Here is a 23,854-nt window from a genome sequence, read left to right as displayed (position 1 = left end):
GTCTCCCTGGTCGTGTCGCTGTGCCACGTTTCCCCTCGGTTTTGCACGAGACCCCAGTCTTCGGTACCCATGATCGAATCTACTGGGTTCCGCGGCACCCGGCGTGACAAGTTCTCCATCCGGCACATTGTCGACATGGCAACTTGGCGTGAAGCGATCGATCGCCGGAAGGCCGGCCGGAGGGGGCCCGTACGGGCGCCCACGGTGGAGAAGTGGCCGTACGCGTAGGGTACGGCCCTCCGGCGCGGGGCTTTCCCGAGGGATCGGGGAAGGGCAGGCGTACCGTTTCGTCAAGGACGCGCCGGAAACTTCAAGTTGGCTGAAAACGTATGGGATCGGCTGTGCGAACCTGTCAACTCGACGGGGGGACGCGGGGGTCCGGAGGGGTTTCCCACCCTCCGTAGGACTCCTCAGGACTCCTCAGGACTCCTCAGGACTCCTCAGGACTCCTCAGGACTCCGCGCCCGCGCTCTTCGCTCAGCCCCGGTGCCTGTTCCCCGCGCCCTCCGCGCGCAGTCCGCGCTCCGCCCGGCGCAGCAGCAGCCGGCACGCGGCCGTCACCGAGGCGAGCCCGAGCGCGGTCCCGCCCGCCCCGCCCAGCGAGGTCCCGAAGGCGACGAGGACCAGCGGGACGAGGACGCAGCAGAACACCGCCCAGCGGACCACGTCCCCGGCACCCCCGGCCGGCTCCGGCTCGGCCCGCGCGGACTCGCCCGTCCCCGGGGCGGCGGGCGCCGCCGGGCCCGGCACCCGGGCGCGGCGGCGGGAACGGGCGGAGGGGACGGGTGAGGCGGAGACGGGGGAGGAAGGCGTGGACGGTGCGGGCACGGGCGGGCTCCCTGCGACGGTGATCCGGACCTGTGGGGAACGAGAAGCGGAACCCTCCGGTCACTCCGGGTGACGCCCGTTCGGCCCCGCGCAAGGGCCGCATGCGACCCGCGCAGGGCCGTCCGGCGGGTGCCTGTAGGGCACATCCGGCATTGCCAGATGGTGAACCCCTCGTGCATGCTCCGGGGGACACCGCGCGCGCCGAGTCGCGCACGAGCGGTGAGCGCGAGCGGTGGGCGCGCCGGGTGTGGCACGGCGGGCCCTGGGCAGGAGAGGAGTGTCGCCGTACCCTTGCGGGTATGGGCTTGGGAAGATGATTCCCGGACACAGCTCCGCCGCCACCCGTTGGCCGCTCCCCGTTTCCCGCCCCTTCCCACGAGGACTTCCCTAGCCGAGACACCGATGGCCGGTCACGAATTCCCCGAACCCGCGGACCGCAAGCGCGTCGCCGACTCCACGGTCGACCCCCTCGCGGTGGAACAGCCACGCCACGCCTGCGACCCGGCCTTCCGGCACGGGGTGGTCGTCGGCTTCGACGGCTCCACGTCCAGCGAGCGTGCCCTGGCGTACGCCATCGGCATGGCCCGGCGCTCCGGCTCCGGCCTGATCATCGTGCACGTCGCCAACCGGCTCCCCACCACGGTGTGGGCGGGCTGCGAGCCGCCGGTCTTCGTCGACGTGCCGGACCACCGCACCGAGGTCCTCGGTCTTGAGCTGGCCTGCGCGGAGCACCTCTCCGAGGTGCCGTGGATCCTCGTCGAGCGCGGCGGGGACATCTGCCACGAGCTGGAGGAGGTCGGCCGGGAGTACTCGGCCGACGCGATCGTGGTCGGCTCGACGCACGGGATCGTCGGCCGGATCTTCGGCTCGGTCGCCGGCCGTCTCGCGCGGCGCGCGCAGCGCCCCGTGATCGTCATTCCCTGACCGCGCACCACCGCGCACCGCGCACCGCTCCCGCTACCGCTCGCCCGACACCCCGTCAACTCCCTTGGGGCAGGGATAATTTCTTCCTCCCTCAGGTGATTTGTGCGCTTGTGAAGGGTAGTTAAAGGGGACCGGAACACAGCAGCTCACGCGGCATCACCGCTCGTTCGAAGGGAGCCCGTCGTGAACAAGGACGTCGCGTCGGGGAACGGCACCTCCACCCTCGGAAACCTCGCACTCGGACTGACCCTCCTGGCCTTCGGCCTGGGCGGCACCGGGGTCATCGACAACGTCGCGGCAGCCGATGCCGCGGGCCTCGCCACCTGGGTCGGCGGCGTGGCGCTCTTCCTGGTCGGCATGCTCGCCCTGCGCGCGGGCAGCACCGGCGACGGCACGGCCTTCGCGGCGCTCGGCGCCTTCTGGTTCACCTGGGGGACCGGAGTGGGCGGCGGGGCCTCGGCGGACGCGGCCGGTCTCTTCCTGCTCCTGTGGGCGCTCCTGGCGCTCACCCTGACGCTGGCCGCCAAGGGCGGCGGGGTCTTCGGGCAGGGCGTGTACGGCCTGCTGTTCCTCGCGCTGCTGCTCTCGGGCATCGCCGCGATGGCGGGCAACGAGGGCCTGGGCAGGGCGGGCGGCTGGGTGGCCGCGCTCGCGGGCCTCGCGGCCTGGTACGGCGCCACGGCGGCGCTGGCCGGCTGGCCGATGGCCCTGCGCCGGGCGAGCGGCGGCACGACGGCGGCAGCCGCGTAACGCGACGAAGGAAAGAAGCAGAACGGCCCCGCACGCTCCTGGGAAGCGTGGGGGGCCGTTCTTCGTACCCGGTCGGGTCCGCCGGGGACAGGCCCGGCGTACGGCCCCGGGGGACAGGCCCGGGGCCGTGGTGTGCTCGGCGGGTGACAGGTCCCGCCGGGCGACTACTCGACCGTGACGGACTTGGCCAGGTTGCGCGGCTTGTCGATGTCGCGGCCCATGGCGAGGGCGGTGTGGTACGCGAAGAGCTGGAGCGGGATGCCCATGAGGATCGGGTCGAGCTCGTCCTCGTTCTTCGGGACCACGATGGTGTGGTCGGCCTTCTCCTGCGGCTGGTGGGCGACCGCGAGGATGCGGCCGGAGCGGGCCTTGATCTCCTCCAGGGCGGCGCGGTTCTTCTCCAGCAGGTCGTCGTCGGGGACGATCGCGACCGTCGGCAGGGCCGGCTCGATGAGGGCGAGCGGGCCGTGCTTCAGCTCGGAGGCCGGGTACGCCTCGGCGTGGATGTAGGAGATCTCCTTCAGCTTGAGGGAGGCCTCCAGGGCGACCGGGTAGCCCCGGACGCGGCCGATGAACATCATCGACTGGGCACCGGCGTACTCGGCGGCGAGGCGCTTGATCTCCTCCTCGTCCTTGAGGATCTCCTCGATCTGCGCGGGCAGCTTGCGCAGGCCCTCGATGATCCGCTTGCCGTCGGTGACGGACAGGTCGCGGATGCGGCCGAGGTGGAGGGCGAGCAGCGCGAAGGCGACCACCGTGTTGGTGAAGCACTTGGTGGAGACGACGCAGACCTCGGGACCGGCGTGCACGTAGACGCCGCCGTCGGCCTCGCGGGCGATGGCGGAGCCGACCACGTTGACCACGCCGAGGACGCGGGCGCCCTTGCGCTTGAGCTCCTGGACGGCGGCGAGCACGTCGTACGTCTCACCGGACTGGGAGACGGCGATGTACAGGGTGTCGGGGTCCACGACCGGGTTGCGGTAGCGGAACTCGGAGGCCGGCTCGGCGTCGGCCGGGATGCGGGCCATGCCCTCGATGAGGGAGGCGCCGATCATGCCGGCGTGGTACGAGGTGCCGCAGCCGAGGATCTTGATGCGGCGGATGGTGCGGGCCTCGCGCGGGTCGAGGTTGAGGCCGCCGAGGTGCACGGTGGAGAAGCGGTCGTCGATCCGGCCGCGCAGCACGCGGTCGACCGCGTCGGGCTGCTCGGAGATCTCCTTGTGCATGTACGTGTCGTGGCCGCCCATGTCGTACGAGGCGGCCTCCCACTCGACGGTCTCGGGGGTGGCGGTGGTGGAGGCGCCGGTGACCGTGTAGGTGCGGAAGTCGTCGGCCTTGAGGGTGGCCATCTCACCGTCGTCGAGGGTGACGACCTGGCGGGTGTGGGCGATGAGCGCGGCCACGTCGGAGGCGACCAGCATCTCCTTCTCTCCGATGCCGAGGATGACCGGCGAGCCGTTGCGGGCGACGACGATGCGGTCGTTGAAGTCGGCGTGCATCACGGCGATGCCGTAGGTGCCCTCGATGACCTTGAGCGCGTCGCGGACCTTGTCCTCAAGCGTCTCGGCCTGGGAGCGGGCGACGAGGTGGGTGATGACCTCGGTGTCGGTCTCGGAGGCGAAGACGACCCCGTCGGCCTCCAGCTTGGCGCGGAGCTCGGCGGCGTTGTCGACGATGCCGTTGTGGACGACGGCGACCTTGTTCTCCGGGTCCAGGTGGGGGTGCGAGTTGTGGTCGCTGGGCGCGCCGTGCGTGGCCCAGCGGGTGTGCGCGATGCCGGTGGTGCCGGAGAAGCGCTTGGGGACCCGGGCCTCCAGGTCCCGGACCCGTCCCTTGGCCTTGACCATCTTCAGCGCCGCGCTCTTCGGGCTGTTGATGACGAGACCGGCGGAGTCGTACCCGCGGTACTCCAGGCGGGCCAGGCCCTCCAGGAGCAGCGGCGCCACGTCGCGCTTACCGATGTAACCGACAATTCCGCACATAAAGGAAACCCCTCCGATAGGTGATGGTGGTGCTCGGCCTCGACGAGAGGGCCGGACTACCCGTAGACGATCCGACGCAGCTGCCGGAGCGAGAGCTCCGGCGGAGCGACGGCCCGGTGCGGCAGCTCGCCCGAGATCCGCTCGAAGATCTCCGCGTTCACCGCCCCGCCGGACTGCAGCTCGCGGTGGCGCCGCCGGACGAACTCCTCGGTCGTCTCGTCGAAGTACGCCAGCACGTCGAGCACCACCCGGGCGGCCTCACCACGCTGGAGCGCGGTGCTCCGGACCAGGTGGTCGATGAGGTCGTCATGGGACGGGCGGCGTTCGAGCACCCATGAATATTGAGGGGCACCCCCCGTCTTCCGCAAGAATCCTGCCCGAAATCGGGCAGAGGTCACATGATCATCGATCTGGAGAGGGTTGTTGGTCCAGACCTTGACTCTGTGTGGGGGTGACGGTGTGCAGGGTGATACTCGTCTGCTTGTGGGGCAGCGGGGGTGATGGGCCGCCCGGGCGGGCAGGCGGCGCGGTTGCTCGCGGCCGGGACCGCGTCGGAGTCGTGGCGATCCGCGTACGGCTTCGATCGCGATCCGTCGGGGACAGGCGCACTCCGTTCGTGCGGTTCGAACCGTACGAACGGAATCGACTCTCCCGCCCGCCGGAACTCCTTGAAGTGCGGGCCGTCACCCGCGGCTCCGGCGGGCCGCACAGGGTCGCGAAGTCACAGTGGATCGTCGGCCGCACGTCTCCCTATGATCGCGCTCATGTCACTCACCTCGCCCATACCCGTCCTGCAGGGCAACAAGGGCGCCGCTCTCCGGTCGGAGGGCGAGTCGCTGATCCTGAGCCGTCCGCACGAGGAACTGGACATCCCGCTGGCGGCGATCGAACGGGTGCGCGCCGAGGGCCGGTCCGTCGCCGTCGAGCTGACCGCTCCGGCCGGGGCGACGGCGGTCGTCCACCGGGTCGAGGGGGTGAGCGAGGTCGCCGCCACCGTCTTCGCCGACCTCGTGAACGCGGCGCTGCCCGAGCGCGGTGAGGACGACGCGAGGGCCGACGGCTCGAGCCTCGTCACCGTGCGCGTCCTGTCCGGGGCCGGGAAGAAGACCGGCATGCCCGTTCTGCTGGGGTGGGCGGCCGCCCTGGTGCTCGTCGCCAACGGCGTTGCGACCGGGGTCGCCGCGGGCGGGCTCCCGGGAGTGTTCCTCGGCGTCATCTCCCCCCTTGTCGGCGGCATGGGGCTGGCAGCCGCCGGGGGTGGTGCTGGGTGGCTGTGGCTGGCCTACCTCCAGTGGCACCTGCCCCGGTACGGCATCACCGTGACCGCACGGAGGATCGCCGACAGGAGCCGCCTGTTGGGCGGGTCCGGAACGCACATGTACACGGACTCCACGGGCGTGAGCCGCACCCTGTACAGCAAGGCCAGATCAGAGACGGTCCAGGTCGCCTACGACCCCCGGAACCCCATGAGGGCGATCGTCCGCCAGTCGCGGCCCCGGACGGCCTGGGACGCCACCTTCGCGCTGGGCCTTCTCTGTTTCGGCCTCGCCCTCATCGCCATGGTGGTCGCGATGACCGTCGGCGCTTTCCAGGGCGCGTACGACGACGCGGGCGTTCCGCAGTAGGAGCGGCCCGCAGAACAGGCCCGTCGCGCACGGAACGCCCGGCCGGGAGCTGCCAGGCCGGGCGTTCCGTGCTGCACGTACGTGGGTCAGGCGTTCCCGAGGTCGCCGGCCTTCACGCCCGCCACGAAGACCGCGAAGGCGGGGGCGGGGAGGGCGAGGGTGGGGCCGGTGGGGCGCTTGGAGTCGCGGACGGGGACGATGCCGTGGGGGGTGACGAGGTTGGTGGCGACCTCGACGCAGTCACCGCCGTTGTTGCTGTAGGAAGACTTGTACCAGCGGGGGGATTCGGTCGTCACGGCATGCCCTTTCGTACCTTCTCGACCATGGCCACGGAGTCTGCCTGGGAGAGGCATTCCGCCTGGAGTTGATGGTAGCCCGTCAGGAGGGACGCGACGGCGGTGCGTTCGCGCTCCACATACCCCTGCGCATGGGTCTCCGTGTACGCAACCATGGACCGGTCGGCCAGTGTGAGCAGGTTGACCGGAAGGTCGAACGGGCGACGTTCGCCTATCTCGTACGGCGCCACCTGGAGCATGCTGTTCGGCAGCTCGGCGAACTCGGCCAGCCGCTCCAGCTGTGCGTTCATGACGGCGGAGCCTCCGACGGGACGACGGATGCAGCTCTCGTCCATCACCACGAGCAGCATGGGCGGGCGATCCTTCACCAGCGCCGCTTGGCGCTCCGTGAGGAATGCGACCCGTTCGTCCGCCTGCTGTTGCGTGATGGAGCCGCGCCGCACATGGCTGTTGGCGAGCGCCTGCGCGTACTCCGCCGTCTGCAACAGCCCTGGGATGATCCCGACTTGGAACAGCCGGATCTCGACGGCGCGCCCCTCGTACCCGACGTACTCCGGGAAGCCCTCCAGCAGGCTGCCGTACCGTATCTCGTTCCATAGGCGTTCGAGCGAATCGGCCGTCCCGGCCGTGCCGAGAGCCTGGTCGGCTTCCCGCGAGAACGGGAGGGTCGGCGGCTTCCGGGCGGTTTCCACCGCCGAGACGTGCTGGCTGGAGTAGCCCGTCTGCGCCGCCAGCTCGTCCTGGGTCCAGCCCCGGCGCTCCCGCAGCCTGCGCAGATGTGCGCCGTAGGCCGCGCGCGGGCCGTCCTCCGGGTGTAATTCCTTGCGATTGACCACAACTCTTCCTTCGGAATTGCCCAGTTGAAGGGATCCCGACTCTACGCCACGCTGACGACCCCTGGTAGTGGAACAGCTACAGAGAGGAGTGGTCATGCCTGCGTGCAGTGTTCCCCCACCCTTCCCCGCCGTCGGCGCCTACGTGGCCGACACCAGTGGCGGAAGGACCCGGCTCGGGCGGGTCTCGCGCCACGCCGGTGGGCGCGTCCACCTGACTCCGCCGGGCGGCGGTGCCGAGTGGGCCGCGTCGCCCGAGGCGCTGCGGGAGCCGACCGAGGGGGAGCGGGCGAGCATCCACGTCCTCACGACGCCCGTGCCGCCGGCGATGGTCCTCTCCGCCGATCACGAGCTCCGGCCCCGGCCCGAGCCGGTGCCGGACTGCACGCTGTGCGCGTATCTGGTGCGCTGGTTCGACCTGTACATGGGCACGGGGCCTCTGCACGACGAATCCGCCGCCGTGGACTGTGTGGTGGAGGTACGCAACCACCCGCACGACCCGCCGAAGATGCGGATCGAGGCGCCGTGACGGCGCTGCCGGACGTGGCCGTCGCCCACCGGATCGGCCCGCACCCGCAGGGGGAGACGACCGTCACGGCCTCCTGCCTGGACGGGGCGTGCGTGTGGGAGACGCGGCCCACGGCCGACCCGCAGGCCGCGAACGTCGCGTGCCTGGCGCACGCGGTCGCGACCGGTCACGGGACGTTCGCCGTCACCGTCGAGTACGTCGCCCTGGTCAGCGGGTGACCTGCGAACGACTCCGTGTGTCCCTCCCCGGGCGATGCCTCAGGGCTCCATCCCTCGGTGAGGGGAACGGAGAAAGGAGCCCGGACAGTGGCGAGGCGCCGGGCCGCGGCCAGGAAGAGGGCTCCTGCCCCTACGGGGCGGCATGGATGCGGGCCCCGGCGGAGGACCGTACTCCGCCGGGGCCCGCACCGGTCTCGGGGGTGTGCCCGTCAGGCGAACCGCGCGATCGGGTTCGTCAGGTCGCCCACCAGCTGGAGGGCCGCCGAGGGGTCCGCCAGGTCGACCATCTGCTTGTTGTTGCGGAGCTGGAGGCGGTTGAGGGCGGAGAGGGCGAAGGTCTCCGTGAACATGTCGTACTGCGCGAAGCGGTCGGACAGTTCCGGCTTCGAGGCCTGGTAGACCTTCACCGACTCGGCCACCGTCCGCCAGAAGGTGTCCTCGTCCACCACACCCTCCGCCGCCAGCGTCGCGGAGAGGAAGCGGAAGAAGCAGTCGAAGACGTCCGTGAAGACCGAGAGGAGCTTCATGTCCTCGGGGACCTCGGCGCGGATGCGTTCCACCGCCGGGGGGAGGACCGCGGCCGGGTCCATGACGACGATCTCCTCGGCGATGTCCTTGAAGATCGCCCGGTCCACCGCGCCCGAGGCGTCGAGGACCAGGATCACGTTCTCGCCGTGCGGCATGTACGCCAGGTCGTAGGCGTAGAAGCTGTGCAAGACCGGGAGGAGGTAGGCGTCCAGGTATTTCCGGAGCCATGTCTCAGGGGTCAGGCCCGAGTTCTTGATCAGGGCTCCCGCGAAGGACGCGCCCGCGTGGTCCACGTGCAGCAGGGACGCCATCGTCGCCAGGCGTTCGCCCTCCGCCAGGCGCGGGACCGGGGACTCGCGCCACAGGGCCGCCAGCATCTTGCGGTAGGGGGAGTAGCGGTCCGTCGCCGCTTCGTACTCCAGGTGGCGGTAGCCGACCGCCGCGCGCTCGCGGATGATCGAGAAGCGGGCCGCCTGGAGGGTCGGGTCCGCCTCGATCAGGGTGTGCAGCCAGTCGTTGATCGCCGGGGTGGCCTCCATGTACGCCGCCGAGAGGCCGCGCATGAAGCCCATGTTGAGGACCGACAGGGCCGTCTTCACGTAGTGCTTGGCGGGGTCGGTGGTGTTGAAGAAGGTGCGGATCGACTGCTGTGCCAGGTAGGCGTCCTCGCCCTCGCCCAGGTACACCAGGCGCTGCTGGGCCACCTCGGCGGCGAAGGTCACCGACAGCTTGTTCCACCACTGCCAGGGGTGGGCCGGCATGAGGAGGTAGTCGGCCAGGTCCAGGCCCCGTTCCGCGAGGATCGCGGCGAAACCGTCCACCGCCGCGTCGCCCAGCTCCGCGCGGATGAAGGTCTCGTACTCCACGTCCGCGCCGGCCGTGAAGGTGGCGCGGTCGCGGCGGGCGGCCAGCCAGATCAGGTGGATCGGGGCCGCGGCCTCGGGGGCGTAGGCGCGGTATTCGTCGACGCCGAAGCCGAGGCGGCCGTTGTTGGCGACGAAGCAGGGGTGGCCCTCGGTCATGCCGGTCTCGATCGCCTGGAAGCCGGCCTGGGCCAGCTCGGCGGCGGCCACCGGCGGCTTCGTCGACTTGTAGGCGGTGCCGGCCAGGGTGGAGGAGATCTCCTCCAGGTAGACCGGGAGGATCTCGTCGCTCAGGCCCAGCGCGCCGCGCAGCTCCGTGATGAACTGGAGGGCGTCCAGAGGGAGTTGTTCGTCTCCCCGGTGGCGGCTGATCGACTCGGGGTAGACCTGCCAGTGGTCGAGGGCGAAGCGGTCCGCCGTGAAGCGGTACTCGGTCGCGCCGTCGTCGCTGAGCACCCGGTAGCGGGACTCGCCCAGCTCCTGCGGGTTGAGCAGCCGCTCGTGGGCGAACTCGGCGAGGGCCTTGCGGATCAGCGCGCGGTTGGCGGCGGCCCAGCGCTCGGGGGTGAGGTGGGCCACGGGGTCGGTGGCGTCCGGAAGGCTCATATCGTCGCTCCGACGGCGGTCTCGAACTGGGCGCGGGTGCAGAAGCTCAGCAGGGCCTTCTTCTCCGGCTTCTGGATCTCGCGCTCCGGCACGAAGCCGACGGCCTCGTTGAGCGCGTGCACGGCCTTGTTGCGGACGTCGGGCTCGACGACCACGCGGGCGGTCGCCGGGTCGGCGAACAGCTCCGCCATCACGGCGGTGATCACCTTGCGGGTGAAGCCGTGGACCGGGGTGTCGGTGGGGGCGACCAGGAAGTGCATGCCGACGTCGCCCGGCTGCGGCTCGTAGAGGCCGACCAGCTCGACGTGAGCGGGGTCGTACCGCTCCATGAGGAAGGCGGGCTCGCCGTCCACGAGGCCGATGAAGGCGTCGTGGTGCGGGTGGGCGGCGATCTCCATGTAGGCGCGCTCCACGTCCTGGAGCTTCGCGTCCTGCATCATCCAGAAGGCGGCCTTGGGGTGGGTGACCCAGGGGTGGATCAGCTCCGCGTCCTTCAGCGGGTCGAGGGGACGGATCTGGACGGTCATACCGCGAACTCCTGGAAAGCGATGGTCTTCTCTACGGGGTAGTACTCGGAGCCCAGCATCTCCCGGATGATGTACGCGTTGCGGTACGGGCCCATGCCCAGGTCCGGCGAGGTGATCGAGTGGGTGTGGACGCCGGCGTTCTGGAGGAAGACCTCGCGGCCCGTGGTGTCGACCGCGTAGTTGCGGGCGACGTCGAAGCGGCCCTGCCCGTCGAAGCGCAGCCGGTCGCGGAGCGGCTCCAGGAAGGCGGGGGCCGTGTACTTGTAGCCGGTGGCGAGGACCAGGCCCTCGGTCTCGATCTCGTACTCCTTCTCCTGCTCCTCCTGGCGGAAGCCGAGGGTGTACGTGCCGCTTGCCTCGTCGTACGAGGCGGTGTGCAGCGCGGAGTTGGTGAGGAGGCGGGTGGGGACCGGGCCGGCGAAGTTCTTCTGGTAGAGCAGGTCGAAGATGGAGTCGATGAGGTCGCCGTTGATGCCCTTGAAGAGGCCCTTCTGCTGGGACTCCAGGCGGTAGCGGGTCTCCTCGGGGAGCGTGTGGAAGTAGTCCACGTACTCGGGGGAGGTCATCTCCAGGGTGAGCTTGGTGTACTCAAGGGGGAAGAAGCGCGGGGAGCGGGTCACCCAGTTGAGCTTGTAGCCGTGGACGTCGATCTCCGACAGGAGGTCGTAGTAGATCTCGGCGGCGGACTGGCCGCTGCCGACGATCGTGATCGACTTCTTGCGCTGGAGGGCTTCCTTGTTCGGCATGTAGCGCGAGGTGTGGACCAGGTCGCCGCCGAGCTCCCGGCAGGGCTCGGGGAGGTACGGCGGGGTGCCGGTGCCGAGGACGATCCGGCGGGCCAGGAACGTTTCTCCGGCCTCGGTGGCGACCACGTACACCTCGCGGGCCTCGTCGTACGCGACGGAGGCGACGGTGGTCGAGAAGCGGATCGAGGAGACCTGGGCGGCGGCCCAGCGGCAGTAGTCGTCGTACTCGGCGCGCAGCGGGTAGAAGTTCTCGCGGATGTAGAACGAGTACAGCCGGCCCTTCTCCTTCAGGTAGTTGAGGAAGGAGTACGGCGAGGTCGGGTCGGCGAGCGTCACCAGGTCCGACATGAACGGCGTCTGGAGGTGGGCGCCGTCGAGGAACATCCCGGAGTGCCACTCGAAGTCCGGCTTGGACTCCAGGAAGAGGCCGTTCAGTTCGGCGATGGGCTCGGTCAGGCAGGCCAGTCCGAGATTGAACGGACCGAGACCGATCCCGATGAAGTCGTGGATCTCAGTGATCTCAGGCGTGGACAAGGTTCTCTCCCAGGTACTGCTCGGCGTGGCCGGCGATCAGATCGAGGACGGCGGCGATGTCGGACACCGTGGTCTCGGGGTTGAGCAGGGTGAACTTGAGGTACTGGCGGCCGTCGACCTTGGTGCCGGCGACGACGGCCTCGCCGGAGGCGAAGAGCGCCTTGCGGGCGTAGAGGTTGGCGCGGTCGATCTCGGCGGGCGAGGTCACGGCCTCGGGGACGTAGCGGTAGACGAGGGTGGACAGCTGCGGCTCGACGACCACGTCGTAGCGCGGGTCGGCGGCGAGCAGCTCGTACCCGGCGGCGGCCAGGTCGCAGACCTCGTCGAAGAGTTCGCCGATGCCGTCGGCGCCCATGACGCGCAGGGTCATCCACAGTTTGAGGGCGTCGAAGCGGCGGGTGGTCTGGAGCGACTTGTCCACCTGGTTGGGGATCTGCTCGGCCACCGTGCGCCGGGGGTTGAGGTAGTCGGCGTGGTACGTGGCGTGGCGCAGGGCCGAGCCGTCGCGGACCAGGACGGCGGACGAACTGACCGGCTGGAAGAAGGACTTGTGGTAGTCCACGGTGACCGAGTCGGCGCGCTCGATGCCGTCGAGGAGGTGGCGGCGCTTGAGGGAGGCGAGCAGGCCGCAGCCGTAGGCGGCGTCGACGTGCATCCAGGCGCCGTACTCCTCGGCGAGGGCGGCGATCTCGGGCAGCGGGTCGATGGAGCCGAAGTCGGTGGTGCCGGCGGTGGCGACGATCGCCATCGGGATCAGGCCCTCGGCGCGGCAGGTCTCCAGCTCGGCGGCGAGGACGACGGACTGCATCCGCTTGTTGCGGTCGACCGGGATCGAGATGACCGCGTCGCGGCCGAGGCCGAGGAGGGTGGCCGACTTCTGGACGGAGAAGTGGCTGCACTCGGAGGAGAAGATGCGCAGTTTCGACAGGTCGGCGGTGCCGGACTCCTCGCGGGCGAGGAGCAGCGCCTGGAGGTTGGACTGGGTGCCGCCGCTGGTGAAGACGCCGTCGGCGAGGGGGCCGAGGCCGATGCGGGCGGCGGTCCAGGCGATGAGCTTGCGCTCGATGAGGGTGCCGCCGGCGGACTGGTCCCAGGTGTCGAGGGAGGAGTTGACCGCCGAGAGGACGGCCTCACCGAGGACGGCGGGGATGACGACCGGGCAGTTGAGGTGGCCCAGGTAGCGAGGGTGGTGGAAGTAGACCGCGTCGCGGAGGTAGACGTCCTCCAGCTCGTCGAGGGCGGCGGAGGCGTCCCCGAGGGGGCGGTCGAGGTCCACGGCGTCGATCACGGGCGCCAGTTCGGCGGGGGTGACACCCGTGAACGGGCCGCGCGTCGTGGCGAGTTTCCTCGCCACCCGCTCGACTCCTTCGGTGACGGAGCGCCGGTAGCTCTCCGCCGTGGTGTCGTTTAGCAGGTGCGAACGCATGTGGGGGCCCTTCCGGGACGGGGACGCGGAACACGCAACCGTTGGTGCTTAAGTAAGGTTAGCCTAACCTAATTTCAAACGGCAATGGCCCCCCAATCCGGGCGGATTGAGGGGCCATGGGGTGAATATTCGGCTATGCGTCGTCCTGTGCCGTCTCGTCCGGCACCTCGCGCAGGGCGTCCTCCGACAGGCCCTTGCGCCAGTAGCCCACGAACGTCACCCGGCGCCGGTCGAGCCCGCGTTCGCGTACGAAGTGCCGCCGCAGCGCCTTCACCGCGCCGGACTCGCCCGCGATCCACACGTACGGCGACTCCCCGGGCAGCTCCGCGCCCGCGATCGCCTCCAGGGCCGACGGCGCGCCCTCCTCCCGCACCAGCCAGGTGACGGTGGCGTCCGCCTCCGTCGCGAGCTCCGTCCGGTCGCCGGAGTACGGCACTTCGAGGAAGACCCGGGCGCGGGTCTCGGCCGGCAGCCACTCCAGGATCGCGGAGGCGGCGGGCAGCGCCGTCTCGTCCGCCCAGATCAGCACCGAGTCGGCGTCCTCCGGCAGCCGGAAGCGCACCCCGGTGTTGTCGGCGACCGCCGGGCCGAGCACGACCACCCGGTCGCCGGGCTTCGCGCGCTGCGCCCAGCGGCAGGCCGGGCCGCCGTCCTCGTGGACGGCGAAGTCGATGTCGACCTCATGGGTCGGCTCGGTGCGCTGCTCGCGGACGGTGTACGAGCGCATCACGGCCCTGACGTCGTCGGGCATGGCCCGCCAGGCGCCGAGGATCGCGTACATGTCCGGGTTGTCCAGCGGCGGCAGGACGGGGGCGTCCTGGCCGGGGTGCGGCAGGAACAGGGACAGCGACTGGTCGCGGCCCCCGGCGGCGAAGCCCTTGAGCTCCTCGCCGTCGGCTCCCGTGAAGGTGACGCGGACCAGCGACGGGCCGAGCCGCCGCGTCCGGTCGACCTGGAGGGAGAAGAACTGGAACGGGGCGGTCTCGGCGTGCGTCATCGGGTCAGGCCACCTTCTTCGCGTTCTCCAGGGCGGTCGCCAGGTCCTCCAGGAGCGGGGCGCACTTGGCGTAGGAGTAGACCGGCTCCGTCACGCGCGGGAAGACCTGGCCGGCCTTGACGGCGGGCAGCGCGGCCCAGGTCGGCTTGGCCTTCAGCTGCTCGGGCTGGAGGGTGCCGGTGCGGTTGTCGAGCAGGATGACGTCGGCCTTGTACTTGTCGACGTTCTCCCAGCTGAGGAGCTCGAACCAGCCGGACGGGTCCAGCTTGGTCGGGACGACGAGGTTGATGCCGAGCTCCTGGAAGAAGAGCGTGTCGGTCGGACGGACCGGGGTGGAGACGTAGAAGGTGTCCGGGGCGCCGGAGCCGATGAGGACCTTGATGTCCTTCTTGCCCTGGGCGACCTTGCGCAGGCGCTCGGCGGCGGCCTCGAAGCGGGCCTTGTCCTTCTTCACCTGCTCGCTCTGCACGTCGGCGCCGAGGGAGGCGGCCAGGTCGGCGTGGCGCTGGAGGACGGACGGCATCGACGTGCCGGCGGCCCACAGGGCGACGCTCGGGGCGATCTTGAGGATCTTCTCCTTCTGCTCCTCCGGCACGTACCAGAGGGCGTCCTTCTCCCACATGTCGGTGATGAGGACCTCGGGCTGGAGCTTGAGGTACTCCTCGATGTTGAACTCGCCCCAGACGTTGCCGATGACCTTCACCTTGGTGATGTCGAGGTCGCCGGCCTGGACGTCGGGCTTGCGCTCCTTGGTCTTCGGGTCCTCGACGTAGGTCGGGCCGAAGACGCCGGTGACCTCGACGCCGAAGTCCTTGAGGGCGGCGGCCGTGCCGGTGAAGGCGACGATGTTCTTCGGTGTCGCCTTGGCCTTCACGGTCTGGCCGCGGTCGTCCTTGAACTCCCAGGAGCCGGACTTGGCGGAGGCGGAGCCGGACGGCTCGGACCCCTTTTTGCCGCCGTCGCCGTCGCCGCAGGCGGCGAGCACGGCGCCGAGCCCGAGGGCGCCGCCCGCGGCGAGGATGCCGCGGCGGGTGAGGGAGGTGGCTCGGACGTTGCTGGGCATGGCGAAGTCGCTTTCGGTACGTGCCGGGGTCGGCCTGGGCAAGTCGAGGGTAGGTTAGCCTAACCTTGCTCCGCTCGACAGTGCCGGTCTCGTCTCCGCGGTGTGACGCGGGCTACTCCGGCCGGCTCCGGCGCCCTCGCGCTACTCCTGACGGGGTGCCGGGCGCCCGCCGAGCGGCGCGCCGCCCCGCCCGCCCCCGCCCCCCGCCGCAGGGTTGACGGGATGACGCCCCCCGAAGCGAGAGCCCGACCGCGGTCCCCGTGGCGCCCGAGCGGCCTGTGGCCCCCGAGCGACCCCCGGTCCGCGAGCGGGCCGCGGCTCCTGGTCGCCGTCGCCGTGGCCTTCGTCCTCGCCCAACTGGCCCTGGCCGTACCGGGAACCGGACTCGGCTGGGACGAGGCGGTGTACGTCAGCCAGGTCGGCGGCAACGCCCCGCCCGCCTACTTCAGCGCGCCCCGCGCCCGCGGCATCACCTATCTCGTCGCCCCCGTCGCCGCGTTCACCGCCTCCACCGGCGCCCTCCGCCTCTACCTCGCCCTGCTCTCCGGCGCCGCGCTCCTCGGCGCGCTGTGGGTGTGGCGGCCGATCCTGCCCACCCGCCTGCTCGCCGTCGCGGGCACCCTCTTCGCGGGGCTGTGGGTCACCCTCTTCTACGGGCCGCGTGTGATGCCCAACTTGTGGTGCGCGTTCGGGGCGCTGGTGGCCGTCGGCTGCTTCCTGCGCGCGACCGCCACCCGGGCGGCCACTGTTCGCGCGGCCCGGGACCGGTGGGACGCCCAGGGCCGGCGGGGCCGCCGGGCACTCCCCGGCCTGGGCGCCGCCGTCGCCGCCGTGACTCTCCTCCGCCCGGCCGACGGCCTCTGGCTCACGCTGCCGCTCGTCGCCGCCGCGCTCCTCGTCCCCGCCTGGCGCCGCCCCGCCGTGCCGGCCGCGGCCGTCGCCGGGCTTGTGCTCGGCGCCGTGCCCTGGGTGGTGGAGGCGTACACCTCCTACGGCGGCCTCGCCGCCCGGCTGCACCGCGCCGGGGAGATCCAGGGCACCATGGGCTGGTACTTCTCCGTCGACGACCACGTGCGGGCGCTCGCCGGCCGCACCCTGTGCCGGCCGTGCGAGGTGCCCTGGGAGAACCCGCTGACGGCGCTGTGGTGGTTCGTGCTGCCGCTCGCGGTGCTCGGCGGCCTGGCCGCCGCCGTCCGGGCGGGCCGGGGCGCCCCCGCCGTCCTCGCCACCGTCACCGCCGCCTCGCTGGCGTTCCCGTACCTCTTCACGATCGGCTACGCGGCCCCCCGCTTCCTGCTGCCCGCCTACGCCCTGCTCGCCGTGCCCGCCGCCGAGTGCGTCCTCGCCCTGGCCGGCGCCGTGCGCCCGGCCCGCCGCCCGCTGGTCGCGGGGCTGCTGGCCGCCGGCTTCCTCGCCCATCTCGCCGTGCAGTACGCCGTCCTGGACCGGACCGTCGGCTACAGCCGTTCCGTACGCGTCCAGTTCACCGGCATCGCCGCCGCCCTGCACGGCCTCGGCGTCCGCCCGCCCTGCACGGTGACCGGCCGCGAGTACGTGCCGATCGGCTACTACACGGGCTGCTCCTCCCGCCAGCCGCGCGGCCACGACGGCAGCATCACCGAGGCCGGCCTCGCCGAGGCCGCCCGCCACCGGCCCCTCACCGTCGTCGTCCACGCCGGCAAAGCCCCGCCCTCCTACGCCGCCACCTGGCCCGCCACCCGCCTCCCGTCCGCCCCCGGCTGGCCCCTTCTCGACGCGTACGTCTCCCCGAGCGCCGGCTGACATCCAGGCGGACCACGAACGCGGCGCGCCCGCCGCACACGTTCGGTGCGGCGGGCGCGCGGAGCCGGTGGGAGGGCTCAGGCCGGGAGGCCCAACTCCCGGGCGATCAGCATCCGCTGGACCTCGCTGGTGCCCTCGCCGATCTCCAGGATCTTCGAGTCGCGCCACATGCGGGCCACCGGGTACTCGTTCATGAAGCCGTAGCCGCCGTGGATCTGGGTGGCGTCGCGGGCGTTGTCGACGGCCACGGTGGAGGAGTACAGCTTCGCCACCGCGGCCTCCTTCTTGAACGGCTCGCCGAGCACGAGCCGCGAGGCGGCGTCGCGCCAGCCGATGCGGGCCATGTGGGCCCGCGTCTCCATGTCCGCGATCTTGAACTGGATCGCCTGGTACGTGCCGATCGGCGAGCCGAAGGCGTGACGTTCCTTCGCGTACTTGACCGACTCGTCGACACAGCCCTGCGCGAGGCCCGTCGCCAGGGCCGCGATCGCGACGCGGCCCTCGTCGAGGATCCGCAGGAACTGCGCGTAGCCGCGGCCCTCCTCACCCAGCAGGTTCTCCACCGGGACGCGCACGTCGTCGAAGGAGAGCTCGCGGGTGTCCGAGGCGTTCCAGCCGACCTTCGAGTACGGGGCGGCGACCGTGAAGCCCGGCGTACCGGAGGGGACGATGATCGAGGAGATCAGCGGACGGCCGTCGGGCTTGCGGCCGGTGACCGCCGTGACCGTCACCAGACCCGTGATGTCCGTACCGGAGTTGGTGATGAAGCACTTCGAGCCGTTGATGACCCAGTGGTCGCCGTCGCGGACGGCCGTCGTGCGGGTGCCGCCCGCGTCCGAGCCGGCGCCCGGCTCGGTCAGGCCGAAGGCGCCGAGCATCTCGCCGGAGCAGAGCTTCGGCAGCCACTCGCGCTTCTGCTCCTCGGTGCCGAAGCGGTAGACCGGCATGGCGCCGAGCGAGACGCCCGCCTCCAGGGTGATGGCCACGGAGGAGTCGACCCGGGCCAGCTCCTCCAGGGCGATGCCGAGGGCCAGGTAGTCGCCGCCCATGCCCCCGTACTCCTCGGGGAACGGCAGGCCGAACAGGCCCATGCGGCCCATCTCGGCGACGATCTCGTACGGGAACTCGTGCCGCTCGTAGTAGTCGCCGATCTTCGGCGCGACGACGTCGTGCGCGAACTCCTCGACGGTGCGGCGGAGTTCCTCGTGCTCTTCGGAGAGCCGGTGGTCGAGGGACATGTCTTTCGTCACTCCTTGTGGGAGAGGGCACGGACGGTACGAGACGGGCTCGGGCGGCCCAGTTGTTCGGCCATCCATCCGCTCGTGGCGGTGAGGGCGGCCAGGTCGACCCCGGTCTCGATGCCGAGGCCGTCGAGCATCCACACCAGGTCCTCGGTGGCGAGGTTGCCGGTGGCGGACTTGGCGTAGGGGCAGCCGCCGAGGCCGCCCGCGGAGGCGTCCACGACGGTCACGCCGTGCCGCAGCGCGGCCAGCGTGTTGGAGAGCGCCTGCCCGTAGGTGTCGTGGAAGTGCACGGCGATCCGGGAGACCGGCACCCCGGCCGCGTCGAGGCCGTCCAGGAGCGCGCCGACGTGGCCGGGGGTGGCGACGCCGATGGTGTCGCCGAGGCTCAGCTCGTCGCAGCCCATGTCGGCGAGGGCCTTGGTGACGCGGACGACCTGCTCGACGGGGACGGCGCCCTCCCACGGGTCGCCGAAGCACATCGACAGATAGCCGCGGACCTTCAGACCCGCCTCTACGGCCCGGACGACGACCGGCTCGAACATGGCGAGCGCCTCGTCGACGGTCCGGTTGAGGTTGGCCTTCGCGAAGGACTCGGTGGCGGAGGCGAAGACGGCGACCTCGCGGGCGCCGAGCGCGAGCGCCCGGTCGAGCCCCCGCTCGTTCGGCACCAGGACCGGCAGACGTACCGGCAGGTCCTTGACGAGGGGGAACAGCTCCTCGGCGTCGGCCAGTTGGGGCACCCACCTGGGGTGCACGAAGCTGGTCGCCTCGACGGTGGAGAGCCCGGCGGCGGCGAGCCGGCGGATGAACTCCGCCTTCACCGCGGTCGGGACGGCCGTCTTCTCGTTCTGCAGCCCGTCCCGGGGCCCCACCTCGTGGATCCGCACCCGGGAGGGCAGGGACGGATCAGGGACGGTCATGGGCAGCGTCATTCCGTGGCCTCCTCGCGGGGCGTCACCACGGCCAGGACCTGGTCCATGGCGACGGTCGTGCCGGGCGTGACGTCCAGCTCGGTGACGGTGCCGGCGTGCGGGGCGGAGATGACGTGCTCCATCTTCATCGCCTCGACCACCAGCAGGCTCTGCCCGGCCTCCACCTCGTCCCCGACCGCCACCTTCACGACGGTGACGGTGCCGGGCATCGGCGCGGCGAGCGTGTCGGCGCCGCCGTGCCGGGCGCCGGACAGGGCGGCGGCGACGGGGTCGTGGTCCATGACGTGCCAGGAGTGGCCGTCCCGGCCCAGCCAGTCGCCGGCGCGGTGGAAGCGGTGGGTGACCCCGTCCACCGTCACGGTCACACCGGTGTCCGTGACCCGCCCCCCGGCGGGGGCCTCGACCGTGACGGGTTCGAGCCCCGCCACCCGCAGCGGGAAGGCGAGCGGCTTCGGCGCACCGCCGAGGCGGAAGCCGCTCGGCACGTCGAACGGATCCGTCCAGCCGTCCCGCGGCCGGGGCGCCAGCTCCGCCCGGCGCACGGCGGCCGCCGCCGCGTACACCTCGTCCGGGACCGTCGCGTCGACCAGGGACTCCGCGTCCCGCTCCACCAGGCCCGTGTCCATGGCCCCGGAGACCACGTCCGGGTGGGCCAACAGACGGCGCAGGAAGCCCGCGTTGGTGGGGACGCCGAGGGTGACCAGGTCGGCGAGGGCCGCGCGGAGCTTCCGCAGGGCCGTGGGGCGGTCGGCCGCGTGGACGATGACCTTCGACAGCATCGGGTCGTAGAGGGAGGAGACCTCGCTGCCTTCGAGCAGGCCCGAGTCCGTCCGTACGCCGTCACCGCTCGGCTCGTTCAGGGCGAGCACCGTGCCGCCGGACGGCAGGAAGCCGCGGGAGGGGTCCTCCGCGCAGATCCGCGCCTCGACCGCCCAGCCGTCGAGCCGGACGTCGTCCTGACCGAAGGAGAGCGGCTCGCCGGCCGCGACCCGCAGCTGCCACTCCACCAGGTCCAGGCCGGTGATCAGTTCGGTCACCGGGTGCTCGACCTGGAGACGGGTGTTCATCTCCATGAAGTAGTACGCCGACGGGTCGCCGCCCGGCACGATGAACTCGACCGTGCCCGCGCCGACATAGCCGCAGGACCGGGCCGCCTCCACGGCCGCCGCGCCCATCGCCGCCCGGGTCGCCTCGTCGAGGAGGACGCTCGGCGCCTCCTCGATGATCTTCTGGTGGCGGCGCTGGAGCGAGCACTCGCGCTCGCCCAGGTGCACCACGTTCCCGTGGGCGTCGGCCAGGACCTGGATCTCGATGTGCCGGGGCCGGTCGATCCACCGCTCCACGAGCAGCGTGTCGTCCCCGAAGGAGGCGCGCGCCTCCCGGCGGGCCGCCGCGATCTCCTCGTCCAGGACCGCCAGGTCCCGCACCAGACGCATGCCCTTGCCGCCGCCGCCCGCGCTGGGCTTGAGGAGGACCGGAGCGCCCATCTCCCGCGCGGCCTCGGCCACCCGGGGGTCGGCGTCGCCAGGGACGACGGGCACGCCCGCCGCCTTCACGGTCTCCTTCGCCCGGATCTTGTCGCCCATCAGGGCGATCGCCTCGGCGGACGGCCCGATGAAGACGAGCCCCGCCTCGGCGCAGGCGCGCGCGAAGGCCGCGTTCTCCGCGAGGAAGCCGTAGCCAGGGTGGACGGCCTGGGCGCCGGTGCGGTGGGCCGCGTCCAGGAGGGCGGGGACGGAGAGGTACGACTCCGAGGCCGGCGCGGGCCCGATCCGTACCGCCGTGTCCGCCTCCCGCACGTGCCGGGCGTCGGCGTCCGCGTCGCTGTACACCGCCACCGAGCGGACGCCGAGCGCCCGCAGGGTCCGGATGACCCGGACCGCGATCTCGCCCCGGTTGGCGACCAGGACGGTGTCGAACATCTGCTGCATCGTCAGGGTCCTCACATCCGGAAGACGCCGAACTGGGGGTCACCCAGGGGCGCGTTGGCACAGGCGGTCAGCGCGAGGCCCAGCACCTGCCGGGTCTCCAGCGGGTCGATCACCCCGTCGTCCCAGAGCCGGGCGGTCGCGTGGTACGCGCTGCCCTGCGTCTCGTACTGCTCGCGGATCGGCGCCTTGAACGCCTCTTCCTCCTCGGCGCTCCACGCGTCGCCGAGCTGGTCGCGCTTGACCGTGGCGAGCACCGAGGCGGCCTGCTCGCCGCCCATGACGGAGATCTTGGCGTTGGGCCACATCCACAGGAAGCGGGGGGAGTAGGCCCGGCCGCACATCGAGTAGTTGCCCGCGCCGAAGGAGCCGCCGACGACGACCGTCAGCTTCGGCACGCGCGTGGTGGCGACCGCCGTGACCATCTTCGCGCCGTGCTTGGCGATGCCGCCGTGCTCGTACGCCTTGCCGACCATGAAGCCGGTGATGTTCTGGAGGAAGACCAGCGGGATGCCGCGCTGGTCGCACAGCTCGATGAAGTGCGCGCCCTTCTGGGCGGACTCGGCGAACAGGATGCCGTTGTTGGCGACGATCCCGACCGGGTGGCCGTGGATCCGGGCGAATCCGGTGACCAGCGTCTGCCCGTACTCGGACTTGAACTCCTGGAACCGGGAGCCGTCCACCACGCGGGCGATCACCTCGCGCACGTCGTACGGGGTGCGGGAGTCCACCGGCACCGCGCCGTACAGGCCGTACGGGTCGACCTTCGGCTCCTCGACCGGCTCGACGGACCACGGCAGCGGGCCCCGCTCGGGCAGGGTCGCCACGATGTTCCGCACGATCCGCAGCGCGTGCGCGTCGTCCTCCGCGAGGTGGTCGGTGACGCCGGAGATCCGCGAGTGGACCTCGCCGCCGCCCAGCTCCTCGGCCGTGACGACCTCGCCGGTCGCCGCCTTCACCAGCGGCGGCCCGCCGAGGAAGATCGTCCCCTGGTTCCGGACGATCACGGCCTCGTCGCTCATCGCCGGCACGTACGCGCCGCCGGCCGTGCAGGAGCCCATGACCGCCGCGATCTGCGGGATGCCGGCGCCGGACATGCGGGCCTGGTTGAAGAAGATGCGCCCGAAGTGCTCGCGGTCCGGGAAGACCTCGTCCTGGAGGGGCAGGAAGGCGCCGCCGGAGTCGACGAGGTAGAGGCAGGGGAGACGGTTCTCCAGCGCCACCTCCTGGGCCCGGAGGTGCTTCTTCACCGTCATCGGGTAGTAGGTGCCGCCCTTGACGGTCGCGTCGTTGGCGACGATCACGCACTCGCGCCCGCTCACCCGCCCGACGCCCGCGATCACACCGGCCGCCGGGGCCTGCCCGTCGTACATCCCGTGCGCCGCCAGCGGCGCCAGCTCCAGGAACGGCGACCCCGGGTCCAGGAGGGTGTCCACCCGGTCGCGCGGCAGCAGCTTCCCGCGCGCGGTGTGCCGGGCCCGGGCCTTCTCACCGCCCCCGAGCGCGGCCTCGGCCAGCTTGGCGCGCAGGGTGGCCGCCAGCTCCTGATGCGCCGCCTCGTTGGCCCGCCAGGCCGGCGAGGCGGGATCCGCCGCACTCGACAGCACAGGTGCCTGCTGCATCGACCGATCTCCCTTGTCCGGTTAATGAGCGTTAACGTACGCCTCTCAGGTTAACGACCGCTAACCGGGTTGTCCATCGTCCAGGTTCGAGGAGAGGCGCAGGCCGGGGTGGCTTCGATCCCTGTGAGGCGGCTTCCTTCGGGGGGAGGTGGCAAGGAGGGAGTGGGTGGCGGAACGTTACGGCTTTCTGCGCGCAGGGTGACGCTCTCGCCAGGCGTCCAGCCGGTCGGCCGGCCAGAGTGGGGTTCGGCCCACGTAAAACGCGGTGGGGAAGTCGTTCCGCTGGACGTTGAGGTTGTAGATGGTCTTGATGCTGACGCCGAGCAGGTCGGCGGCCTGCCGAGCGGTGAGATATCCGGGCATCGTCGCTGTCATGAGTGAAACCGTATCGGAGTTACGGGAACTGACTTCCTGTGATGTCTTGCGGGAAGTCGCTGCCTCGAAGGAGGTGATGGTCATGGGGAATACCCGCAGGTCTCGTGGTAAGGGCAGAGTTCCGAAGTGGACGAAGCCCGGCGACGGGATCGTGTCGGTCATGGTGCTGCCCCTGGCCGTCACCGATCCTGCCGATCTCGCCCGTCTGAGCCGCTTGTACAGGGCGATGTGGTCGATCAAGCGGGCCGTCCAGCGTGACGCATACGCCAAGGTGGGCGCCTGTCGGATCGCGAGGCGTGAGCGGGAGGCGCAGGGGGCGAAGGCGGTGCGGCAGCGCCTGGGCCTGTCCCGTGAGGGGCTGGAACGCTGTGCGTACAAGCATCTCGAATCCTCCGGACACCTCAAGCACCACGCCTCCAAGGCCCTGGCCATGCATATCGCCGACGAAGTGTGGAACGGAGTCTCCCTCCACCTGTTTCCCGATTCGACCGGCCGCCGGTCCGGCTGCCCCAAGGTCGGCAACTGGTACGACTTCACCCGCATCCCCGGACGTGCCCGCTCGCACACCACTGCCAACAAGTGGGAGACCTTCCGCCTCGTCGGCACCTTGACCGGTCACTCCATGGCTTACACCGACGGTGGTCGGCACCCGCTGGCGCAGCCGCGGCGGATGCCGAAGCCCACTGCGCCCGAGGG

Annotated in this window: 22 protein-coding genes; 6 read left to right on the top strand and 16 right to left on the bottom strand. The window is 71.3% G+C overall.

The features are described from left to right. Nucleotides 1-477: 477 nt before the first annotated feature. The gene (locus QK442_RS36405) at nucleotides 478-828 is read right to left on the bottom strand and encodes a hypothetical protein (protein WP_349239680.1); all 351 of its coding nucleotides are present in this window, start codon (nucleotides 826-828) and stop codon (nucleotides 478-480) included. A 402-nt stretch (nucleotides 829-1,230) separates the two neighbouring features. Between QK442_RS36405 and QK442_RS24955 the strand changes: the two genes are divergently transcribed. After that, the gene (locus QK442_RS24955; RefSeq protein ID WP_015033782.1) at nucleotides 1,231-1,752 is read left to right on the top strand and encodes a universal stress protein; all 522 of its coding nucleotides are present in this window, start codon (nucleotides 1,231-1,233) and stop codon (nucleotides 1,750-1,752) included. A 183-nt stretch (nucleotides 1,753-1,935) separates the two neighbouring features. Continuing rightward, nucleotides 1,936-2,502, top strand: coding sequence for a GPR1/FUN34/YaaH family transporter (locus QK442_RS24950; protein ID WP_282696286.1), 567 nt, complete (start codon nucleotides 1,936-1,938; stop codon nucleotides 2,500-2,502). A gap of 164 nt (nucleotides 2,503-2,666) precedes the next feature. On the opposite strand, the gene glmS is transcribed toward QK442_RS24950, so the two are convergent. After that, entirely contained in the window at nucleotides 2,667-4,484 is a 1,818-nt protein-coding gene (gene glmS, locus QK442_RS24945) for a glutamine--fructose-6-phosphate transaminase (isomerizing) (RefSeq protein ID WP_282696285.1), read from the bottom strand. A gap of 56 nt (nucleotides 4,485-4,540) precedes the next feature. Continuing rightward, nucleotides 4,541-4,816 carry a hypothetical protein gene (locus QK442_RS24940; RefSeq protein WP_030750007.1) on the bottom strand — a complete coding sequence of 92 codons (276 nt, stop codon included), beginning with the start codon at nucleotides 4,814-4,816 and terminating at the stop codon, nucleotides 4,541-4,543. A gap of 432 nt (nucleotides 4,817-5,248) precedes the next feature. On the opposite strand from QK442_RS24940, the gene QK442_RS24935 reads away from it, so the two are divergent. Then, nucleotides 5,249-6,109: a hypothetical protein gene (locus QK442_RS24935; RefSeq protein ID WP_282696284.1), complete on the top strand. Its 861-nt coding sequence runs from the start codon at nucleotides 5,249-5,251 to the stop codon at nucleotides 6,107-6,109. Between the two features lie 86 nt (nucleotides 6,110-6,195). Here QK442_RS24935 and QK442_RS24930 read toward each other — a convergent pair whose 3' ends face one another. Next, complete coding sequence (locus QK442_RS24930) at nucleotides 6,196-6,405, bottom strand: DUF397 domain-containing protein (RefSeq protein WP_282696283.1); 210 nt, start codon at nucleotides 6,403-6,405, stop codon at nucleotides 6,196-6,198. Next, nucleotides 6,402-7,241: a helix-turn-helix transcriptional regulator gene (locus tag QK442_RS24925; RefSeq protein ID WP_282696282.1), complete on the bottom strand. Its 840-nt coding sequence runs from the start codon at nucleotides 7,239-7,241 to the stop codon at nucleotides 6,402-6,404. The genes QK442_RS24930 and QK442_RS24925 overlap by 4 nt, the downstream gene beginning before the upstream one ends. A 94-nt stretch (nucleotides 7,242-7,335) precedes the next feature. Between QK442_RS24925 and QK442_RS24920 the strand changes: the two genes are divergently transcribed. Continuing rightward, nucleotides 7,336-7,767: a hypothetical protein gene (locus QK442_RS24920; protein WP_282696281.1), complete on the top strand. Its 432-nt coding sequence runs from the start codon at nucleotides 7,336-7,338 to the stop codon at nucleotides 7,765-7,767. Then, nucleotides 7,764-7,985 carry a hypothetical protein gene (locus QK442_RS24915; protein WP_282696280.1) on the top strand — a complete coding sequence of 74 codons (222 nt, stop codon included), beginning with the start codon at nucleotides 7,764-7,766 and terminating at the stop codon, nucleotides 7,983-7,985. Before QK442_RS24920 ends, QK442_RS24915 begins: the two co-directional genes overlap by 4 nt. Nucleotides 7,986-8,194: 209 nt before the next feature. Here QK442_RS24915 and QK442_RS24910 read toward each other — a convergent pair whose 3' ends face one another. From QK442_RS24910 to QK442_RS24885, 6 genes are all read right to left on the bottom strand, one after another. Next, entirely contained in the window at nucleotides 8,195-9,982 is a 1,788-nt protein-coding gene (locus QK442_RS24910) for an IucA/IucC family siderophore biosynthesis protein (RefSeq protein ID WP_282696279.1), read from the bottom strand. Then, a complete protein-coding gene (locus QK442_RS24905) occupies nucleotides 9,979-10,509 on the bottom strand; it encodes a GNAT family N-acetyltransferase (RefSeq protein WP_282696278.1) in 531 nt (176 codons plus the stop codon). Before QK442_RS24905 ends, QK442_RS24910 begins: the two co-directional genes overlap by 4 nt. Further along, nucleotides 10,506-11,789, bottom strand: coding sequence for a SidA/IucD/PvdA family monooxygenase (locus QK442_RS24900; RefSeq protein ID WP_282696277.1), 1,284 nt, complete (start codon nucleotides 11,787-11,789; stop codon nucleotides 10,506-10,508). Before QK442_RS24900 ends, QK442_RS24905 begins: the two co-directional genes overlap by 4 nt. Then, entirely contained in the window at nucleotides 11,776-13,215 is a 1,440-nt protein-coding gene (locus tag QK442_RS24895) for an aspartate aminotransferase family protein (protein WP_282696276.1), read from the bottom strand. Before QK442_RS24895 ends, QK442_RS24900 begins: the two co-directional genes overlap by 14 nt. Nucleotides 13,216-13,348: 133 nt before the next feature. Further along, a complete protein-coding gene (locus tag QK442_RS24890; RefSeq protein WP_282696275.1) occupies nucleotides 13,349-14,212 on the bottom strand; it encodes a siderophore-interacting protein in 864 nt (287 codons plus the stop codon). A 4-nt stretch (nucleotides 14,213-14,216) separates the two neighbouring features. Continuing rightward, nucleotides 14,217-15,275 (bottom strand): ABC transporter substrate-binding protein, encoded by a 1,059-nt coding sequence (locus QK442_RS24885; RefSeq protein ID WP_282696274.1) that lies wholly within the window; start codon nucleotides 15,273-15,275, stop codon nucleotides 14,217-14,219. Nucleotides 15,276-15,497: 222 nt separating this feature from the next. Between QK442_RS24885 and QK442_RS24880 the strand changes: the two genes are divergently transcribed. Continuing rightward, on the top strand, nucleotides 15,498-17,057 hold the full coding sequence (locus QK442_RS24880) for a hypothetical protein (protein WP_282696273.1): 1,560 nt from the start codon (nucleotides 15,498-15,500) through the stop codon (nucleotides 17,055-17,057). 77 nt (nucleotides 17,058-17,134) lie between these two features. On the opposite strand, the gene QK442_RS24875 is transcribed toward QK442_RS24880, so the two are convergent. The 5 genes from QK442_RS24875 to QK442_RS24855 all read right to left on the bottom strand — a co-directional run bounded on the left by QK442_RS24875 (nucleotide 17,135) and on the right by QK442_RS24855 (nucleotide 23,320). Continuing rightward, nucleotides 17,135-18,295 carry an acyl-CoA dehydrogenase family protein gene (locus QK442_RS24875; protein WP_282696272.1) on the bottom strand — a complete coding sequence of 387 codons (1,161 nt, stop codon included), beginning with the start codon at nucleotides 18,293-18,295 and terminating at the stop codon, nucleotides 17,135-17,137. A gap of 8 nt (nucleotides 18,296-18,303) precedes the next feature. Then, nucleotides 18,304-19,233 (bottom strand): hydroxymethylglutaryl-CoA lyase, encoded by a 930-nt coding sequence (locus QK442_RS24870; RefSeq protein WP_282696271.1) that lies wholly within the window; start codon nucleotides 19,231-19,233, stop codon nucleotides 18,304-18,306. Then, the gene (locus QK442_RS24865) at nucleotides 19,230-21,155 is read right to left on the bottom strand and encodes a biotin carboxylase N-terminal domain-containing protein (RefSeq protein ID WP_282696313.1); all 1,926 of its coding nucleotides are present in this window, start codon (nucleotides 21,153-21,155) and stop codon (nucleotides 19,230-19,232) included. The genes QK442_RS24870 and QK442_RS24865 overlap by 4 nt, the downstream gene beginning before the upstream one ends. Nucleotides 21,156-21,175: 20 nt before the next feature. After that, the gene (locus QK442_RS24860; protein ID WP_282696270.1) at nucleotides 21,176-22,783 is read right to left on the bottom strand and encodes a carboxyl transferase domain-containing protein; all 1,608 of its coding nucleotides are present in this window, start codon (nucleotides 22,781-22,783) and stop codon (nucleotides 21,176-21,178) included. A 177-nt stretch (nucleotides 22,784-22,960) separates the two neighbouring features. Continuing rightward, the gene (locus QK442_RS24855) at nucleotides 22,961-23,320 is read right to left on the bottom strand and encodes a helix-turn-helix domain-containing protein (RefSeq protein ID WP_282696269.1); all 360 of its coding nucleotides are present in this window, start codon (nucleotides 23,318-23,320) and stop codon (nucleotides 22,961-22,963) included. Nucleotides 23,321-23,854 lie beyond the last annotated feature (534 nt).

Source organism: Streptomyces sp. CC208A (assembly GCF_030010625.1).
Classification (GTDB): domain Bacteria; phylum Actinomycetota; class Actinomycetes; order Streptomycetales; family Streptomycetaceae; genus Streptomyces.
This window is presented reverse-complemented; position numbering and strand designations above follow the sequence as displayed.

What these genes read in the sequence shown, in the direction of transcription:
- QK442_RS24880 (WP_282696273.1), top strand. Translation starts at nt 15,498, where the DNA reads ATGACGCCCCCCGAAGCGAGAGCCCGACCGCGGTCCCCGTGGCGCCCG.
- QK442_RS24955 (WP_015033782.1), top strand. Translation starts at nt 1,231, where the DNA reads ATGGCCGGTCACGAATTCCCCGAACCCGCGGACCGCAAGCGCGTCGCC.
- QK442_RS24860 (WP_282696270.1), bottom strand. Translation starts at nt 22,783, where the DNA reads ATGCAGCAGGCACCTGTGCTGTCGAGTGCGGCGGATCCCGCCTCGCCG.
- QK442_RS24920 (WP_282696281.1), top strand. Translation starts at nt 7,336, where the DNA reads ATGCCTGCGTGCAGTGTTCCCCCACCCTTCCCCGCCGTCGGCGCCTAC.
- QK442_RS24905 (WP_282696278.1), bottom strand. Translation starts at nt 10,509, where the DNA reads ATGACCGTCCAGATCCGTCCCCTCGACCCGCTGAAGGACGCGGAGCTG.
- QK442_RS24865 (WP_282696313.1), bottom strand. Translation starts at nt 21,155, where the DNA reads ATGTTCGACACCGTCCTGGTCGCCAACCGGGGCGAGATCGCGGTCCGG.
- QK442_RS24855 (WP_282696269.1), bottom strand. Translation starts at nt 23,320, where the DNA reads ATGACCGACACGATCCCGTCGCCGGGCTTCGTCCACTTCGGAACTCTG.
- QK442_RS24870 (WP_282696271.1), bottom strand. Translation starts at nt 19,233, where the DNA reads ATGACGCTGCCCATGACCGTCCCTGATCCGTCCCTGCCCTCCCGGGTG.
- QK442_RS24935 (WP_282696284.1), top strand. Translation starts at nt 5,249, where the DNA reads ATGTCACTCACCTCGCCCATACCCGTCCTGCAGGGCAACAAGGGCGCC.
- QK442_RS24875 (WP_282696272.1), bottom strand. Translation starts at nt 18,295, where the DNA reads ATGTCCCTCGACCACCGGCTCTCCGAAGAGCACGAGGAACTCCGCCGC.
- QK442_RS24895 (WP_282696276.1), bottom strand. Translation starts at nt 13,215, where the DNA reads ATGCGTTCGCACCTGCTAAACGACACCACGGCGGAGAGCTACCGGCGC.
- QK442_RS24910 (WP_282696279.1), bottom strand. Translation starts at nt 9,982, where the DNA reads ATGAGCCTTCCGGACGCCACCGACCCCGTGGCCCACCTCACCCCCGAG.
- QK442_RS24890 (WP_282696275.1), bottom strand. Translation starts at nt 14,212, where the DNA reads ATGACGCACGCCGAGACCGCCCCGTTCCAGTTCTTCTCCCTCCAGGTC.
- QK442_RS24885 (WP_282696274.1), bottom strand. Translation starts at nt 15,275, where the DNA reads ATGCCCAGCAACGTCCGAGCCACCTCCCTCACCCGCCGCGGCATCCTC.
- glmS (WP_282696285.1), bottom strand. Translation starts at nt 4,484, where the DNA reads ATGTGCGGAATTGTCGGTTACATCGGTAAGCGCGACGTGGCGCCGCTG.